Source organism: Pseudomonas sp. SW-3, assembly GCF_016615645.1.
Lineage (GTDB): Bacteria > Pseudomonadota > Gammaproteobacteria > Pseudomonadales > Pseudomonadaceae > Aquipseudomonas > Aquipseudomonas mandelii.
Genome location: NZ_CP067098.1, coordinates 6,391,305 through 6,407,711 on the forward strand (window position 1 = coordinate 6,391,305; position 16,407 = coordinate 6,407,711).

Below are 16,407 nucleotides of genomic sequence, written 5' to 3' on the forward strand. Positions count from 1 at the left end.
TGATACTCCTTGCGGTCACTTGCCGCGATTGACCGCCTGCGGATCACCCAATGGGCGATAGGTGTTGTCGTTGTATTTGTAATTGCCGCTACAGCCGCCGAGGCCGCATAGAACGACGAGGGTCAGCAGGACGGCTTGCCAGTGACGAACAGGCATCAGAGGGTCTCCATGGGTAGACAAAGCACAAAGCGCCGACCCGGTTGGGCGGCGCTATCGAAAGCAGATGAAATGGGTTGTGGGGCTCTAATCCGGTGGTTAGAGCCGATCCCCTGTGGCGAGGGAGCTTGCTCCCGCTCGGCGGCGCAGCAGTCGTAAATCAACGAATGCCGTTTGACTGAGACACCGCGGCGCATGGTTTTGGGGCTGCTGCGCAGCCCAGCGGGAGCAAGCTCCCTCGCCATAGGGAATGTGCTCGCCAAAGCAAGCATTCCAGCCAGAGTTATTGGTGGGTAGAAAATGGGGTTAACCATCGAAATCACCCAAATTGATATTCAGGCGCCCAAGGCGATAAAGCAGCGTGCGGCGTGGCAGGCCGAGTTCGCGGGCGGCGAGAGTCTGGTTGCCGTCGTTTTTGCGCAGGCAATCGAGCAACAGGCTGCGTTCGACCTGCTCCAGGCGTTCGCGCAGGTTCAGGCTGTTGTCTTCGGGCATGGCCTCCATGCGCAGGGAGAAATGCTCGGCCAGCAACTCACCGCCCTCGCACAGCAACACCGCGCGTTCGACCAGGCCTTTGAGTTCGCGCACGTTGCCGGGGAACGCATAGCCGGACAGGTGATCCAGCGCCGCATCGGACCAACGCACCGCATCGCGCTGCAAGAACGAGCACGCCTTGTCGGCGAAATGCCGGGCCAGGTCGAGGATGTCGCCTTCGCGCTGGCGCAGGGCCGGGAGCTCGATCGGGAATTGCGCGAGGCGGTAGTACAAGTCCTCGCGGAATTTGCCTTCGCTGACCAGCACCGACAAATCCCGGTGCGTCGCGGCAATGATGCGCACGTCGATCTTGTGGGTGTCGTTGGAACCCAGCGGACGAATCTCGCCTTCCTGCAAAACCCGCAACAGCTTGGCTTGCAGGGACAGCGGCATGTCACCGATTTCATCGAGCAACAAGGTGCCGCCATTGGCCGCGTCGAACAGCCCGGCACGGTCGCGGTCCGCGCCGGTGAACGCGCCTTTGCGGTAGCCGAACAGTTCGCTTTCCAGCAGGTTCTCGGGGAACGCCGCGCAGTTCTGCACGATGAACGCCTGGGAACGGCGCGGGCCACAGTCGTGGATGGCGCGTGCGACCACTTCCTTGCCAGTACCGGTTTCGCCGCGCAGCAGCACGGTGTACGGGCTGTGCAGGACTTTGCTGATCAGCGAATACGTCTCGCGCATGGCCTTGCTCTTGCCGATCAGGCCATAACCGCTGGCGCTCGGGACGCTGGCCTTCAACGGTCTCGCCTCACCCGCCGGCTGGCGCAAACGCTGTAACAGATGCAGTTGGCCCAGCACGAACGAACCCAGTTGAGCGAGGGAATCGGCAAAGCCTTGCAGGTCGACGTGCCGGCGACTGGCGCACAGCAGCAAGCCTTCGACAGCTTTCTGCTGATTGACCAGCGGCACGCACAACAGCGACTGCCAAGGCGTGGCCTGTGGCGGCAAAAAGCTGGTTTCGTGCAGGCTGCCGCTCAACTCGCTGAGGCTCACTACGCGGTTCTGGCACAGGGCGAATTGCAGCAGTTGTTCACCGTTGTAATCCGCCGGCAGGCTCGCCGCTTCCCGGGGTTGCAGGATGCCGTTGAGGCACTCGGCGTTCATCCCCAGGCACGTGTGAGTCGCGTCCAGCAGGTACAGCTGCGTCAATTCGCAACCACTGAGCTCGGCCAGCCCGCGCACGAAGTCACCCAGCAGCGCAGCACCGTCCGCTGCGCGCGACAGGCTGGCGAATTGCGCCAGCAAGGCTTCGGCATACACCAGCGGTTGCGGCACTTGAGTGAACATCACACCCACCTCAGGCGAACTCGCACGTCACGCTGGCGCCACCGTCGAGCGTCGCGTGGACACGCTTGAGGCTTTCACCGGTGGCCATCGCATCGAGCAAACGGTCGGCCACCAGCGGCAGAACGTGCAAGTCGAGCAAGTGGTCGATCAAACGCGCACCGCTGTCGCTTTGGGTGCAACGTTCGGCCAGGTGATCGACGAGGTCTTGCGAGTAGGTGAAATCCAGCTGGCGACGGTTCAGGCGTTCGCCCAGACGATCGAGTTTGATCTCGATCAGCTCGCGCAGCACCGGGCCACCGACCGGGTAGTAAGGCACCACGCGCATCCGCGCCAGCAGCGCTGGCTTGAAGTGTTTGCTGAGCACCGGGCGGATGGTTTCTTCAAGCACTTCGGCACTCGGCCGTGCGCCGTTTTCGCAGAGTTCGCTGATGCGGTCGCTGCCCAGGTTCGAGGTCATCAGGATCAACGTGTTGCGGAAGTCGATCTCGCGCCCTTCGCCGTCGTTGGCCACGCCTTTGTCGAAGATTTGGTAGAACAGGTTCAGCACGTCCGGGTCGGCCTTCTCGACTTCATCGAGCAACACGACCGAGTACGGTTTCTGGCGCACGGCTTCGGTGAGCATGCCGCCCTCGCCATAACCGACGTAGCCCGGCGGTGCGCCGATCAGGCGCGAGACCGTGTGTTTCTCCTGGAACTCGGACATGTTGATGGTGGTGATGAAACGATCACCGCCGTACAGCAAGTCGGCCAGGGCCAGCGCGGTTTCGGTCTTGCCGACGCCGCTCGGGCCGACCAGCAGGAACACGCCAACCGGGGCGTCTGGTTTGTTCAGGCCGGCAGCGGTGGCGCGCATCGAGCGGTCCAGCGCGTGAACGGCTTGTTCCTGACCACGAATGCGGGTGCGCAAATCGGTGGCGAAGCTCGCGACTTTGGCGTTGTGCTCGCGGGCCAGTTGAGCCAATGGCACGCCGGTCCAGGCGCTGATCACTTCGGCGACCAGACGCGGGCACACTTCGAAGCTCACCAGACGTTCTTTGACCTGCAGCTCGGTCAGGGCTTTGTGAGTGTCGTTGAGCGCGGCTTCCAGGGTTTCGACGCTGTGTGCCTCGTCCACCGGCAGCGTTTCGATCACGGTGCCTTCGGCGTCTTCTTCAACCGTGACGGTTGGCTCGACGGCTGCTGCTTCACGGGCCTTGGCCAGTTGCTGACGCAGATCCAGCAAGCGTTCGGCCAATTCTTTCTGTTCGGTCCACAGGGTTTCCAGTGCGACCATTTCCTCTTCGGCGGTGGCCAGGCGATCTTCCAACGCGTCCAGCGCTTCGTGATCGATCAGCAAACCGGCCTCGGCATCACGGCGCAGGGCCTGACGCTGACGGCCACCTTCAGCCAGTTCACCACGCAGGCGTTCGAGGCTTTCCGGGGCGGCGGCGAGGCTGATGCGCACACGGGCGCAAGCGGTGTCGAGGACGTCGACGGCTTTATCCGGCAGCTGACGGCCCGCGAGGTAACGTGCCGACAACTCCGCCGCCGCCACCACCGCGTCATCGCGCAGGTAGATGCCGTGGCTCTTCTCGTACACCTGAGCCAGGCCACGGAGGATGGTCACCGCTTCGCTGACGGTCGGTTCGTGCAGTTGCACCGGCTGGAAGCGACGGGCCAGGGCCGGGTCTTTTTCGAAGTATTTTTTGTACTCCGCCCAGGTGGTGGCGGCGATGGTGCGCAACTCGCCTCGGGCCAGGGCTGGCTTGAGCAGGTTGGCTGCGTCGGAACCGCCGGCATTGCCGCCCGCGCCGATCAGCGTGTGCGCTTCGTCGATGAACAGAATGATCGGTTTCGGCGAGGCTTTGACTTCGTCGATCACGCCTTTGAGGCGACGTTCAAATTCACCTTTGACGCTGGCGCCGGCCTGCAACAGGCCCATGTCCAACGACAGCAACTCCACGCCTTTCAACACTTGCGGCACTTCACCAGCCGCGATGCGCGAGGCCAGGCCTTCGACGATGGCGGTTTTACCGACACCGGCTTCACCGACCACGATCGGGTTGTTTTTGCGGCGGCGGGCGAGGATGTCGACCATTTGGCGAATCGCGCCATCGCGGCACAGCACCGGGTCGAGTTTGCCGTCGCGGGCTTGTTGAGTGAGGTTGTGCGTGAAGCGCTCCAGCAGCGATTCGCCCGGCACGGCAGGCTTGCCGGTGGCCGGTTGTTCTTTCTGCGACAGGGCGAATTCTTTCAGGCGCTCGATGTTCAGCTTGGCCAGCAACGACTGGTAGCGGCTGCCGGCATAGCGCATCGGGTTACGCAGCAGCGCGAGGATCAACGCGGCTTGCTCGACCTGGCTCTGGCCCAGTTCAAGGTTGGCCACCAGCAACGCATCTTGCAGCCATTGCACCAGTTCCGGGGCGAACACCGGGTTGCGCGAAGCGCTGTGCTCGACCCGCGATTGCAACGCGGCGCTCAGTTCGCCGGCATCCACTTCGGCGTCTTGCAGCGCGCGTGCGAGCAGGCCTTGCGGGCGCTCCAGCAGGCCGAGCAGCAAGTCTTCGACGAGGATTTTGCTGCCGCCACGGGCGACGCAACGTTCGGCCGAACTTTCCAGGTCACGACGGGTTTCGGCGTCCAGCGCCTGGATAAGTTGTTGCAGGTCTACGTTGATCATGGGTCATCTGTCCTTAATGAATTTTGCTGCCCAGGGTAACCACGCCGTCCGCTTTTTCGCGGCCCAGCCAACTGGTCCATCCCAGGCGACAGGCGTTTTGCTCACCGATGCGCAGTTCGCGGATTTCTTCCTGGCGCAGCACCAGGCGAATGTCGTAATCGAGCGGGTCACGCAGGGTGAACCGCACCAGCGCGCACAGCGGCTGGTAGCCGAAACCGATCGGCAGGAATTCGTGGAAGCGCTGCCAGTCGAGCTCGCGGATGTGGATGCGGAATTTTCCGCTGCGGTCGCGCACGTGCTCGCCCAGCACCAGGTCTTCGCCAAGCAGGCTGTTGGCGCGGCCCAAACGATTGCGCTGCTCGTCGAGAATCTCCACGCGACGCTCGATGCACTGCTCGATGGTCAGTTCAGCGTGCTTGAAGTAGTAACGCAGCACCGCTTCGATCAACGCCGCCGAGTGCGCCCGCAAACTGAGCAGGCCGAGGTACGGCAGCAGACGCTTCCAGTTCAGTTCCTGGGCCTTGCGGATCTCTTCGCCGCCAAGGCCGATCAGGGCAAAAAGCTGGGAGGAAAACGGATCGAGTGCGCCGCTCTCGAAACTGGCGCGGTAGCGGTACTTGCGCCAGATCGGCAGCATCAGCCGTTGCAGGCGATGGTGGAACAGGTCGAGGAAGTTGCGGGTCGGGTTGCCGTCTTCGCTGTCGCCCAGGGCCTGTTCACCGTAGAACGCCGGCAGTGGCGAGCCGGAACCGACCAGGCCGATCAGGTTGAAACGCAGGCGCGCGCGCATCTGCCCGTGCTCGTGGAAAAACTCCACGCGATCGACGTCGCTGCCCGGGAAACCCAGGCTCGGGTTGGCCTGGAATTCGAGCTGATCGTACAGATCGTCCTGGCTCAGGTGCGGGTGGGCCTCGCGCAGCCGGTCAACCACCAGCAGCACGGCCTGAAACAGCGAGTACTCGCGTATTCCTCGGGTCAGCCCGCTTAAAGAAGCGGCTGAAGGCCCATACGTGGTGTCCATTGGTACACCTCTCCCTGTGTGCTTTTTACTCGCAGCTCGTGGTACGAATTGAGACTGGCGTAAAGCGCGAAAAACTCGTTAAGAACCGAGGCGAAAACGAACAGGTCGCCCTCGCCGATATACCCTTCCGGGTCGATGGTCAGTTCGGTGCGCAACCCGCGAACCGGTAACCCTCGGTGCAACCGGTCGACGTGTTTGTGCTTGATCGACTTGAGCCCGCCGAGCAGGCGTTTGCTGACTTTTTCAGCATGTTGGTCGTAGTAGCGCGGCAGGTCGTAGGTTTCCAGAATCACCTTCAACGCGTTGACGTCGGCCAGCGACAGATAGTTGAGCGACATGTTGCTGATCAGCTTCCAGAGAAAGTCGCGGTTCAGCGGCGGCGCGTAACTGGGTGTGGCCGGGGTGATGTTGCGGAAGCTCAGGAACTCCGGCGTGTCTTCGCAGGCCATGCTGATGTCGCCGAGCTTGAGCTTTTTGGGCAGGTTCTGGTTGGTGCACATCAGCTCGATCGACAGGGTTTCGTGGGCTTCGGTGTGGCGGATGCCGAAGCTCAAATAAGTGTCGAGGCCGTCGTGCAACAGCGACGAACGCTGGCGGATGCTGTAATGCGGACGGCTGTTGGGCACGTCGAAACTCGGGTCGTGCTCGAACGATTCGAACGGCACGTATTCCTGATACCCGAGGCCACCGGGCTTCCATCCCGTGACCGTTTCCACCGAGAACACGCCGCAGTTTTGCAAATCGAATTCGGCGGGTAGCAGCAGGTATTCGTCTTGCTTGCCGTCGAGGCGAATCGGCAAGGCGTCGTGCTTGAACAGGTTGACGATCGGCGTGCAATAAAGCTTCACGTTGTCCAGGGTCGGACGCATGCGCATGATGCCGCTCTTGCGAATGTCGAAGCGCAATTCGAGGCCGCGCATTTGCTTGAGCGTGTCTTCCGGCAATGCCTTGAGCATGTCGAGACCGTTGACGTCGACGAACAGGAATTTGTCCTGGAAGGCGAAGTATTCCTGCAGATAGCGATAGCCACGGAAGGTGTTCAGCGGGTACGGGATCAACGCCTCTTCTTCGGCAAAACCCACCGGCTGCACACGGTCGCCGGGCATCTTGAACGCCATCGGCATGCCGTTGACGCCGTTGATGGGCTTGCCGGCGCCGTCCAGCGGGATCAGCTCGATGCCTTCCAGATTGCGCAACAGGCTGAGGTAAAGCATCTGGCTGATGTAACGTTCGCCGGCGAAGTGCAGGCGCAGGCGGCTCAGCTCCAATTCACCGAGATGACCGTCAGCGCTCATCTCCAGACGCAGGCTCAACAGCGAGCCGTCGCCCTTCACCGAGTAATTCAGCGCAGCAAGATCCAGCGGCAAGACTTCGGTCGGGTAGCACGTGCGGAAACGGCAACGCACGTCGTCGATTGGCACACTCTCGACTGGCGTGTCGCGCTCGACCATCAACGCAGGACCCGAACGCTTCAACGGATCGAACTGCAAAATGCTGAACGCCGGCAACGGCCGCATGTAGTTCGGCCACAGCAAGTGCATCAGGGAATGGCTGAGTTCTGGCAGTTCGTCATCGAGCTTCTGGCGCAGGCGCCCGGTCAGGAACGCGAAGCCCTCAAGCAACCGCTCCACGTCCGGATCTCGCCCGGCCTGGCCAAGGAAAGGCGCCAATGCCGGGCTACGCTCGGCGAATCGACGACCTAACTGGCGAAGTGCGGTGAGTTCGCTTTGGTAGTAGTGGTTAAAGGACACGGGGTACCTTCCTGGTGGTGGATCTCATGAAAAAACTGTCCTGTAGAGCGCGACTGTCAGACCGGAAACCACGTAGCCCGCAATGAGCAGGTACGGTAAAAAAGCCAGCCAGCCAAACATCATCGGGAACCCGGCAAGGCTCCCCAAAAGCACATGGGCCAACCCATAAATCACCCACGGGACAGCGTAAAAAGGGATGAAGGTCAGTGGTGCGCGCCACACGCTTTTCAAAATCTGCTGTTCGGTTTTTCCGTTCAGTGCTCGCATTGCCCACAGGGCAAATGCGATGTAGGCCGGGATTCCGAATGAGAGAACGTAGATCAACAGCATTTGTTGCCAGTCCAGAACCGCCGCGTATTCGTCGCCCTGCTCGACCAGTGTCAAAGCCAACATCACCAGGAGCGGAGACCAGAGCGCTACTCTGAAAAAATTTGGATTAGCGCAGCATTCGCTTTTTCGAATGTTCTGCGCCGAATCGTTAGTAAATTTCACTGAACACCCAGTGATTGAAACTGTAAAGAGCAACAACACCTACAACGGAGGAAACCAAGAACGAAAAGCCATCGTGCGAGCGTTTATATTTGAAGAAATTCATTAGCGCTCTTACAAAATAGTAAAAAGAAAACGCCATCATCGGAATATAAAAAAACATACAAAAAACAAATAAGCCTCCGTAGACATCAACCCCAGCTATTGACCACTTAGTTTTCGGATCAGTGCACGACATCAACAGAAAAACCGCGGAGGTCAAAAAATAAAAATAGTTGATCATTTTAAGAATTTTCGACACGACCAAATCTTTCGAATGCAGCAGCTCAAGCGCAATCTTTGGAATGGGGTTAGTTTCATAACTAATCACGACATCGGCCCATCTGAAAAAAACTTCGGAAGCACGAACAACACCAGCAAACCGATTATCCAAAGCACGAGCAAATAATAGTTACTGGGCATTCTGCAGGCCATCCACCCTTTAACCACTCCATAACCAATAGCGAACTGTAATAGCAAGAACGAGATAATTCCCAGCGGAACGGAAAGCAAATAACTATAAGGCTCCGCAAACCCGAACCGGATAACCGCATAAATTTCGAACAATGCAAACGGTGCGATCAAAGCGTTGGCGATGATGATCATTGCTCTGACTGTTTTTGCGCTACCCATCAACGCAAGCCCTGTGCATAGAGGAACTTTGCCAGCTCTAGTCGGCGCTGCTCACCTGAAGGACCGTCAATACCGTAGTAAAAATGTCCCACACCTTCTTTACGCTCGCTGGACTCGGTCATCTGCGAGCCGAGCAAAGGAGCATGCTCAGCCAAGTCAAAAAATGACATGCCTGCATGAATAGGGTCGCCATGCTCCTTCAAGTCAAGAATGACTACATGCTCGATCAGGGATTGCTGCCTAACTTCCCCAAGCATTTCTTCAGAAATTGGAGAACCTATCAGTACAAGATAATCAACGGCCTGCCCTTTATCTGCGTAATAAAGAGCAGATTGGGCGGCTACCAGCGATCCAAAGGAATAACCAATAAGATTAAATTGCCCTCCGGTTGGAAAAGATCGGCTAACGCCTAACGACTTCAGACTCCAGTCCGCCTCAACGCTATACGGTCCAGTGTCCGACATGCCGTTAATTTTCTTAAGCCTGTAACGGTGCTTATTGACGCCAGCAACAGCATCAGCATATTGACCCTCAGTATTACGCCCTACTACTGCGCCACTAATACCCACCATACGCAGTGACTTAATCTGGTCATCAATATACCCACCGGTCATCCCAGCACCACCGAGATAAACAGTCAGACCTTCTTCCAGAACGATATGTTTCGGTGTCCTGTCCGCAGTAGCAGTACTGCTGGTCGAAGCAACCTTTTTAAATATCCCTGTTGATGTTTCCAACACGTCTGTCGTCATTTGCATCAATCCTCTGATGCAACGTAAATATCGACTTTTTCCGCACTCGCGTGCCGCGTCACTCGATGAGTCAAACCTGTATCACTAGTAACGCCTTCTTCTTGAAGACCATTTTCTCGGACCAAGAGATATCGACGGTTTGCCATAGGCGCTCCGCTTTTGTCAGTCAGGACAAATTGCTCATCAAAACCAGGCAGAATCAAAGGCAACGGCGCCACAAACGGCACCGGCGAATGCGAATTCCCGATAATCACCGTCCCGGACCCAGCTGTAACCTTGTTGCCATGGGTCCCGACGGAATCCACCGTCGCAGCCGGTTTGCCGTTGATCAAAACCGTCGTCGCCAATCCGCCCGACATCGCACCACCACACGCCGAGGCATCGCCTTGGCGGGCGGCTGCGAGGCCGTCGAAGAAGACGTCGCCGGAACCGGCGGCGATCGGGTTGGTGCCGTGGCCGGGGAGCGGGCAAGCGGTGGGGTCGGATACGCGTGCTGCTGGTTTGCCGGACATACGAATCTCCTTAGTTGACCTTGACTTGACCGCTGCCATCCAGGCGCGCGGCGAAACTGACCTGGCGCTTGAAACCATCAACTTCCAGCAAGCCTTCGATGCTGAAGGACAGGCGAAGCTGATCGTGATCACGCGGCAGGGAGATGACACGCACATTGCTCAGGCGTGGCTCGTAGGCTTCGATGAAATTTTCGATGGCCAGACGGGCCTGACTCAGGGAGTCGTGCAGGCTCAGACGCATGTCATTGAGATCGGGTAGCCCGTAATCGGACAGCGTTTGCACGCTGCCCGCACGGGTGCTGAGCATCTTGGCCAGATGGGCAGCCACGGACGCCATGGCGGAGACCTCGCGGCTCCAGCCGACGCGTTTGTCCGCGTCGCCACCCAGGCGTTCGAAAAGGCTGCCGTATCCAGTCATGACTCAGGCTCCTCTTACTCTTTGTCCAGCTTGCCAACCAGCGACAGGGTGAAATCGGCACCCATGTACTTGAAGTGCGGGCGCACGTTCAGGCTGACGCGGTACCAGCCAGGCTCGCCTTCGACATCGCTGACGATGATCTGGGCTGCACGCAGTGGACGACGGCCACGCACTTCGGCGCTTGGGTTTTCCTGGTCGGCCACGTACTGGCGGATCCACTTGTTGAGTTCCAGCTCGAGGTCGGTACGTTCTTTCCACGAACCGAGTTGCTCGCGCTGCAGCACTTTCAAGTAGTGAGCCAGGCGGTTGACGATCATCATGTACGGCAGTTGGGTGCCGAGCTTGTAGTTCAGCTCTGCGGCCTTGCCTTCTGCGCTGATGCCGAAGAACTTCGGCTTCTGCACCGAGCTCGCGGAGAAGAACGCCGCGTTGTCGGAGCCTTTGCGCATGGTCAGGGAGATGAAGCCTTCCTCGGCCAGTTCGTATTCACGACGGTCGCTAACCAATACTTCCGTAGGAATCTTGGTTTCGATTTCGCCCATGCTTTCGAAGTGGTGCAACGGCAGGTCTTCAACCGCGCCACCGCTCTGCGGGCCGATGATGTTCGGGCACCAGCGGAATTTGGCGAAGCTGTCGGTCAGCTTGGTGCCGAACGCGTAGGCGGTGTTGCCCCACAGGTAGTGTTCGTGGCTGTTGGCGACGGTTTCTTTGTACACGAACGATTTGACCGGGTTTTCTTCCGGGTCGTACGGGTTACGCAGCAGGAAACGCGGCACGGTCAGGCCAACGTAACGGGAGTCTTCCGACTGGCGGAAGCTCTGCCATTTGGCGAATTGCGGGCCTTCGAAGTGATCTTTCAGATCCTTGAGGTCCGGCAGGCCGGTGAAGCTTTCCAGACCGAAGAATTTCGGGCCGGCAGCCGCAATGAACGGCGCGTGGGACATGCAGGCAACGCTGGACACGTACTGCATCAGTTTCACGTCCGGCGAGCTTGGGGACATGAAGTAGTTGGCGATGATCGCGCCCACAGGCTGACCACCGAACTGACCGTATTCAGCGGTGTAGATGTGCTTGTACAGGCCCGACTGCATCACTTCCGGCGAATCGTCGAAATCGTCCAGCAGGTCTTCTTTGGAGACGTTGAGGATTTCAATCTTGATGTTTTCGCGGAAGTTGGTGCGGTCGACCAGCAACTGCAGGCCACGCCACGACGATTCCAGGGACTGGAAGTCAGGGTGGTGCAGGATTTCGTCCATCTGACGGCTGAGCTTGGCATCGATCTCGGCGATCATGCGGTCAACCATGGCTTTCTTGACCGGCTCACCGTTGTTCTGCGGCTTGAGCAGCTCTTCGATGAAGGCCGACACACCGCGCTTGGCGATGTCGTAGGCTTCGTCGTCCGGCGTCAGGCGGGTTTCGGCGATGATGCTGTCGAGAATGCTGTATTCGCCACTCTCTTTGTTCTTTTGCTGTGCTGCGCTAGTGCTCATGGTGTTGGCTTCCTTAGGCTGATGGAGACTCAGGCGTCCTGGGCTGCGGCGTTCAGGCCCAGCTCACCCAGTACGCGACCGCGGGATTCGTCGTCGGCGAGAACGCCTTCGATGGCTTTGCGGAACGCAGGCGCGTTACCCAGTGGGCCTTTGAGGGCCACCAGCGCGTCGCGCAGTTCCATCAGTTTTTTCAGCTCAGGCACTTGCTCGACCAGCGAGGCCGGGTTGAAGTCCTTCATCGAATTGACGCGCAGTTTCACGGCCAGTTCTTCAGTGTCACCTTCTTCCTGAAGACGGTTCGGTACGCTCAGTGTCAGGCTCAGCTCTTGCTTGGCCAGCACTTCGTCAAACGTCATTTTGTCGATGCTGATCGGCTTGCGATCTTCGACTTTGCGTTCGTCCTTGCGGTGGGTGTAGTCACCGATTGCCAGTAGTTTCAACGGCAGTTCGATCTCTTCCTGTGCACCACCGGTGGCAGGTTTGAAGGTGACGTTGATGCGTTCCTTGGGGGCTACCGAGCCTTCTTTGGCCATGGCTTTTCTCCTTGCGGTTGTGGCCCTGGGGCCTATTCGAGTACCACTTCGAGATCGAGGTGGCACAGCCTGCGATAAATCTCTTCCTTGCGTTCACGTACGGCATGGTTCTGCGGCAACAACTCGCAGCAGCTATGCAGTAAATGCAGCACTTCCAGCGCAAGATCGGGCTCCCAGGCGTTCAGGCCTGAGTCCTGTAATGTTTGGTCGAGTGTTTCGAGTTGGGTCTTGGCCAGTTCGTATTTCTTGGCCATGAAGCACAGCCGCGCGAGGGCGAACTGCCAGAAAAACCGGACGCGTCCGCCCTGGGCGCTTTGCAGCCCCTGCTTGAGGATCTGCACGGCGGCCTTGAGGCCGTCCTTGCGCAGGATCGGCAGGACTTCTTCGAGGGCCACTTCCCAGGCCGGCTGGGTGTCGGCGACTTCGACCTTGCGCGGCGCACTGGCGCTTTGCAGGTGCGGCATGACGCTGGCGCTGATCCAGGCGCGGGTGGCCGGATCGGCGAACGGCGCGCCGTCGTGGAAACGCAATTCGATGATGCCGGGCAGGCGCTGAATCAAAAGCGCGAAGTGGATTTCCACTTCGCGCATTGCCATCTCGGCGTTCAGGCCCTGGAGGCAGTCCCAGACCATTCGCTGGCCATCGAACCAGAACGGCGCCTTCGCCAGGCTCGCCTCCAGTTCCACCAGCAAGTCGGCGTATTTGGCTTGATCGTAGCGGTCCTGATAGGCCTTGAGCTTGTCGGCGGGCAAGCCGCGCAACACGGTGATTTGCTCGGCGTTACGCTCGGGCACTGCGTCGATGGGCAGCCACAGCAGCGTGCGATTGAGGCGCAGGGCGCGCAGATCAGTGGCTTTCTGCTTGAGCCACCAGGCACACAACGGACGGGCACTTTCCTGCTGGGCGCGCAGGGCCTTGTGGGCTTCTTTTTCGTTGTCGATCGGTGCGCCGGGGGTGAACAGCTGCGTCGCGGCCTGTTTGACCTGGGCCACTGCGGCGCCAACCACGCCGGGTTCCGGCTGGTTGTCGGCGGCGCGCTGCACCATGTTTTTCAGACGGCGGGAGATCGGCAGCAGCAGCGGCGCATCGTCACCCAAATGCTCGGTGCAGGCGGCATCGAGGCCTTCCAGATGTTCGACCAGCCGCCGGAACATCGGCAACTGCTCTTTGATCGCGACGTTTTCGGTCAGCACCTGCTCGAGACGCGGCACCAGCCAACTGATCGCAGCGGAGCGGGTGCGGGCCTTGTTCGGGTGAAGGTCAGCCCAGTGGTTCTCGCACAGGTGGTGCAGCAACCCGAGGCCAGCCAGCAAGCCCTGGAACGATTCGCGCTGGTACAAGGCCCACGTCAGCCAGGCGCCGACCCGCAAATCCTTGGACTGGGTGCGCAGCAGGTTTTCGCTGTTTTCGCGGATTTTCAGCCAGTCGATCTGACCGCTTTCGTGCATGGACGAGGCTTTCGCCAGCTCGCTTTCCAGTGCCTCATATTCGCTCGAAAAGCGAACGTCCTCGCCCGCGAAATTCTCTTTGGAAACAGAGGCTTTTGCGAGTTCGAGGTAATGAGCGGAAAGTTTGCTTGAGTAGGACATCCATGGCCTTTAATTAGGATTACGGTCGAACGCCAATTGCAGTTGCAGCGGCGCGGGACAGTATCAAAGAGCTGCGATGAGTCTCATCCAATTGAGTTCGTGCTCTTTCAAGTGCGCGCATCGTACTCACGATGATGGCCACTAGCAAGCATCTGATTAAACAACAAGACGAAGTGCGCTTTATTGCGTGTAAGAGGTTTCCCTATATGAGACAGGGGATTCCCCGATGCCGATTTAATATTCACGCTCTTACGGCAACCCCTGAAAGCACTGAGCCAGAGCGCCCCGAGAGGGATGCGCCGATTTGTTGGCAACATTTTCCCCTCATAGCCGTAGAGCATGCCAACAATAAAAGACAATGAATGTAGGAATCGTCCGAAAGGTTGTGGTCATCATGGAAAAGAATGAGGCGCGACAACGGAGACGCAGGAAAGTGCCATCGCCATGATGGCACTTAATATATCGGGAGATATCAGTGAAGGACTTGAAACAGCGAGCAAGTGAGCATTAGTTTTCCAGAGTGTATTAATCAGTCCATCCCGGCATATATACACATTGGAACAGCACCTATAAAAAATGGGCATCCGAATTAATCGGTATGCCCATTTTTCAATACGGTTCTCCCCGTTATTCAGGGAGTTCGCCGCAATTACGGATTAACGCTGTCTTTCAACGATTTGCCTGGCTTGAACGCGACAGTATTGCTGGCCTTGATTTTGACAGGTTCACCGGTTTGCGGGTTTTTGCCGGTGCGGGCACCGCGGTGGCGTTGCAGGAAGGTACCGAAGCCCACCAGCGTGACGCTGTCTTTGCGGTGCAGAGCGCCGGTGATTTCTTCGAGAACGGCGTTGAGAACGCGGTTGGCCTGCTCTTTGGTGAGATCTGCTTTTTCAGCGATTGCAGCGGCGAGTTCTGGTTTACGCATTAGTGAAGCCCCTTTGACGGTTTTTTGTTGTTATGTCCGTGCTGTTCTCGTTGGAACAGCGCCCAAAGCGCCGCAGGTGCTCTACTCTGCGGCAGACGGGAGTGAGAATGGCACGCACGGAAGAGCCGCGCCAGTCTCGGCGCGACCTTTGTAGGGGCAAAAGAGGGGTGATTCCGACAGAACGACCGGTATTTACGCCAGCAGTGCCGGAAGCTCTTTGTTCAGGGCCAGTTTTTCCATCACCGCCGCGCCTGTCAGGGCATAACCGAGCAGTTTTCCGCTGGCATCGCGGCATAAAGCTTTGATGTCCGCGCCCTGCCCTTCAACGGTCCAGACACCCTCGGCGCCCCGTGTTGGTGGCGAAACCACCAACGGACAGACCGGGGTTTTCACGGTGATTGGCATCGGGCCATAACTCACGGCGGTGGGGTTGCCGGCGAGGGTTTGCGCCAGCGCTCTCGCACAGCTCATCAGGGGCATGACGTACAACAGATTCAGCCCATCGACCTCGGCGCAGTCGCCCAAGGCGTAGATATTGGCGTGGGAGGTTTTCAGGTGGCGATCGACCATCACGCCTCGGTTGACCTGCACACCAGCCGCAGCCGCCAGATCGATACGCGGACGCAGGCCGATGGCCGAGACCACCACGTCGCAAGCAATCACCTGACCATCGGACAGATGCGCTTCCACGCCGTCTGCGACGTGCTGCAAGCGGTTGAGCACCGGACCCAGGTGGAAACGCGCCCCCAGGCTTTCCAGCCCGGCCTGCACCGCAGCAGCCGCCGCCGGGTGCAGCAGGGTCGGCATGACTTGCTCGCACGGTGCAACCAGTTGCACCTCGTAGCCGCCGAGGATCAGGTCATTGGCAAACTCGCAACCGATCAGGCCGACGCCTAGCAGCAACACCCGGTGTTTGCCTGCCGCTGCGGCGCGAAAGCGGGCGTAATCTTCCAGGTCGTTGATCGGGAACACCACATCCACCGCATCGCCTTCGATGGGCACCCGCACGGTTTCCGCGCCCCAGGCCAGGATCAAGTCGCGATAAATGACCGCTTCCTCACCGATCCACAGGCGCTTGTGGCCCGGATCGATGCCGCTGATGCGCGTGTGGGTGCGCACTTCGGCCCTCAATTGCTCGGCCATGGCACCCGGCTCGGCCATGCTCAGGCCGTCAGCGTCTTTGTTTTTGCCAAAACCGGTGGAGAGCATCGGTTTGGAGTAGGAGCGTCCGTCATCGGCGGTAATCAGCAGCAACGGGGTTTCGCTATCGAGTTTGCGAAACTCCCGGGCCAGGTTGTAACCAGCCAGCCCGGTGCCGACGATCACGACAGGTGCGTTCATTCCTTACTCCTCTGGTGTTTTGTTAGTTGATTTCGATCATTTCGAAATCCATCTTGCCGACGCCGCAGTCCGGGCACAGCCAATCTTCCGGCACGTCCTGCCACAGCGTGCCCGCCGCAATGCCGTCGTCCGGCCAGCCCTCGGCCTCGTTATAAATCAGGCCGCAGACCACACATTGCCACTTTTTCATTCAGGTACTTCCTCAGGATTCAGGCTTATTGCCGGCGCGAACGGTCGATGGTTGGAGCGCTGCCGTCCGGCTCAGGGGCGTTTTG

The 16,407-nt window shown here is 59.0% G+C and carries 16 protein-coding genes; all 16 read right to left on the bottom strand.

The genetic code is table 11. The features are described 5' to 3' along the window. Positions 1-15: 15 nt before the first annotated feature. The 16 genes from JIO00_RS29050 to JIO00_RS29125 all read right to left on the bottom strand — a co-directional run bounded on the left by JIO00_RS29050 (position 16) and on the right by JIO00_RS29125 (position 16,322). Entirely contained in the window at positions 16-156 is a 141-nt protein-coding gene (locus JIO00_RS29050) for a hypothetical protein (protein ID WP_007894589.1), read from the bottom strand. Positions 157-462: 306 nt separating this feature from the next. Beyond that, complete coding sequence (locus JIO00_RS29055) at positions 463-1,980, bottom strand: sigma-54 interaction domain-containing protein (protein ID WP_102594558.1); 1,518 nt, start codon at positions 1,978-1,980, stop codon at positions 463-465. A 10-nt stretch (positions 1,981-1,990) separates the two neighbouring features. Then, positions 1,991-4,639 carry a type VI secretion system ATPase TssH gene (gene tssH / locus JIO00_RS29060; RefSeq protein ID WP_200667300.1) on the bottom strand — a complete coding sequence of 883 codons (2,649 nt, stop codon included), beginning with the start codon at positions 4,637-4,639 and terminating at the stop codon, positions 1,991-1,993. A gap of 13 nt (positions 4,640-4,652) precedes the next feature. Further along, positions 4,653-5,660, bottom strand: a complete 1,008-nt coding sequence (gene tssG, locus JIO00_RS29065) for a type VI secretion system baseplate subunit TssG (protein ID WP_010465275.1) — start codon at positions 5,658-5,660, stop codon at positions 4,653-4,655. Continuing rightward, the gene (gene tssF, locus JIO00_RS29070; protein ID WP_010465276.1) at positions 5,624-7,411 is read right to left on the bottom strand and encodes a type VI secretion system baseplate subunit TssF; all 1,788 of its coding nucleotides are present in this window, start codon (positions 7,409-7,411) and stop codon (positions 5,624-5,626) included. Before tssF ends, tssG begins: the two co-directional genes overlap by 37 nt. A gap of 24 nt (positions 7,412-7,435) precedes the next feature. Next, the gene (locus JIO00_RS29075) at positions 7,436-7,903 is read right to left on the bottom strand and encodes a hypothetical protein (RefSeq protein ID WP_042932470.1); all 468 of its coding nucleotides are present in this window, start codon (positions 7,901-7,903) and stop codon (positions 7,436-7,438) included. 363 nt (positions 7,904-8,266) lie between these two features. Then, a complete protein-coding gene (locus tag JIO00_RS29080) occupies positions 8,267-8,545 on the bottom strand; it encodes a hypothetical protein (RefSeq protein WP_224795533.1) in 279 nt (92 codons plus the stop codon). A 26-nt stretch (positions 8,546-8,571) separates the two neighbouring features. Then, positions 8,572-9,324, bottom strand: a complete 753-nt coding sequence (locus JIO00_RS29085) for a hypothetical protein (RefSeq protein WP_010465285.1) — start codon at positions 9,322-9,324, stop codon at positions 8,572-8,574. A 5-nt stretch (positions 9,325-9,329) separates the two neighbouring features. Further along, positions 9,330-9,836: a PAAR domain-containing protein gene (locus JIO00_RS29090; protein ID WP_010465287.1), complete on the bottom strand. Its 507-nt coding sequence runs from the start codon at positions 9,834-9,836 to the stop codon at positions 9,330-9,332. 10 nt (positions 9,837-9,846) lie between these two features. Continuing rightward, entirely contained in the window at positions 9,847-10,254 is a 408-nt protein-coding gene (gene tssE, locus JIO00_RS29095) for a type VI secretion system baseplate subunit TssE (RefSeq protein ID WP_008150080.1), read from the bottom strand. A gap of 14 nt (positions 10,255-10,268) precedes the next feature. Then, positions 10,269-11,744, bottom strand: a complete 1,476-nt coding sequence (tssC, locus tag JIO00_RS29100) for a type VI secretion system contractile sheath large subunit (protein ID WP_010465290.1) — start codon at positions 11,742-11,744, stop codon at positions 10,269-10,271. Between the two features lie 29 nt (positions 11,745-11,773). After that, positions 11,774-12,277, bottom strand: a complete 504-nt coding sequence (gene tssB / locus JIO00_RS29105; RefSeq protein ID WP_010465292.1) for a type VI secretion system contractile sheath small subunit — start codon at positions 12,275-12,277, stop codon at positions 11,774-11,776. Between the two features lie 32 nt (positions 12,278-12,309). Continuing rightward, entirely contained in the window at positions 12,310-13,866 is a 1,557-nt protein-coding gene (tssA, locus tag JIO00_RS29110; protein ID WP_200667301.1) for a type VI secretion system protein TssA, read from the bottom strand. A gap of 649 nt (positions 13,867-14,515) precedes the next feature. Continuing rightward, entirely contained in the window at positions 14,516-14,791 is a 276-nt protein-coding gene (locus JIO00_RS29115; protein WP_003213368.1) for an HU family DNA-binding protein, read from the bottom strand. 192 nt (positions 14,792-14,983) lie between these two features. Next, a complete protein-coding gene (locus tag JIO00_RS29120; RefSeq protein WP_200667302.1) occupies positions 14,984-16,132 on the bottom strand; it encodes an FAD-dependent oxidoreductase in 1,149 nt (382 codons plus the stop codon). Between the two features lie 22 nt (positions 16,133-16,154). Then, a complete protein-coding gene (locus tag JIO00_RS29125) occupies positions 16,155-16,322 on the bottom strand; it encodes a rubredoxin (RefSeq protein ID WP_010465298.1) in 168 nt (55 codons plus the stop codon). Positions 16,323-16,407: the final 85 nt, after the last annotated feature.

Coding starts and splice junctions, on each gene's coding strand:
- JIO00_RS29085 (WP_010465285.1), bottom strand. CDS start 9,324: ATGACGACAGACGTGTTGGAAACATCAACAGGGATATTTAAAAAGGTT.
- tssH (WP_200667300.1), bottom strand. CDS start 4,639: ATGATCAACGTAGACCTGCAACAACTTATCCAGGCGCTGGACGCCGAA.
- tssA (WP_200667301.1), bottom strand. CDS start 13,866: ATGTCCTACTCAAGCAAACTTTCCGCTCATTACCTCGAACTCGCAAAA.
- tssG (WP_010465275.1), bottom strand. CDS start 5,660: ATGGACACCACGTATGGGCCTTCAGCCGCTTCTTTAAGCGGGCTGACC.
- JIO00_RS29120 (WP_200667302.1), bottom strand. CDS start 16,132: ATGAACGCACCTGTCGTGATCGTCGGCACCGGGCTGGCTGGTTACAAC.
- tssC (WP_010465290.1), bottom strand. CDS start 11,744: ATGAGCACTAGCGCAGCACAGCAAAAGAACAAAGAGAGTGGCGAATAC.
- tssB (WP_010465292.1), bottom strand. CDS start 12,277: ATGGCCAAAGAAGGCTCGGTAGCCCCCAAGGAACGCATCAACGTCACC.
- JIO00_RS29090 (WP_010465287.1), bottom strand. CDS start 9,836: ATGTCCGGCAAACCAGCAGCACGCGTATCCGACCCCACCGCTTGCCCG.
- JIO00_RS29055 (WP_102594558.1), bottom strand. CDS start 1,980: ATGTTCACTCAAGTGCCGCAACCGCTGGTGTATGCCGAAGCCTTGCTG.
- JIO00_RS29115 (WP_003213368.1), bottom strand. CDS start 14,791: ATGCGTAAACCAGAACTCGCCGCTGCAATCGCTGAAAAAGCAGATCTC.
- JIO00_RS29080 (WP_224795533.1), bottom strand. CDS start 8,545: ATGATCATCATCGCCAACGCTTTGATCGCACCGTTTGCATTGTTCGAA.
- JIO00_RS29050 (WP_007894589.1), bottom strand. CDS start 156: ATGCCTGTTCGTCACTGGCAAGCCGTCCTGCTGACCCTCGTCGTTCTA.
- JIO00_RS29125 (WP_010465298.1), bottom strand. CDS start 16,322: ATGAAAAAGTGGCAATGTGTGGTCTGCGGCCTGATTTATAACGAGGCC.
- tssE (WP_008150080.1), bottom strand. CDS start 10,254: ATGACTGGATACGGCAGCCTTTTCGAACGCCTGGGTGGCGACGCGGAC.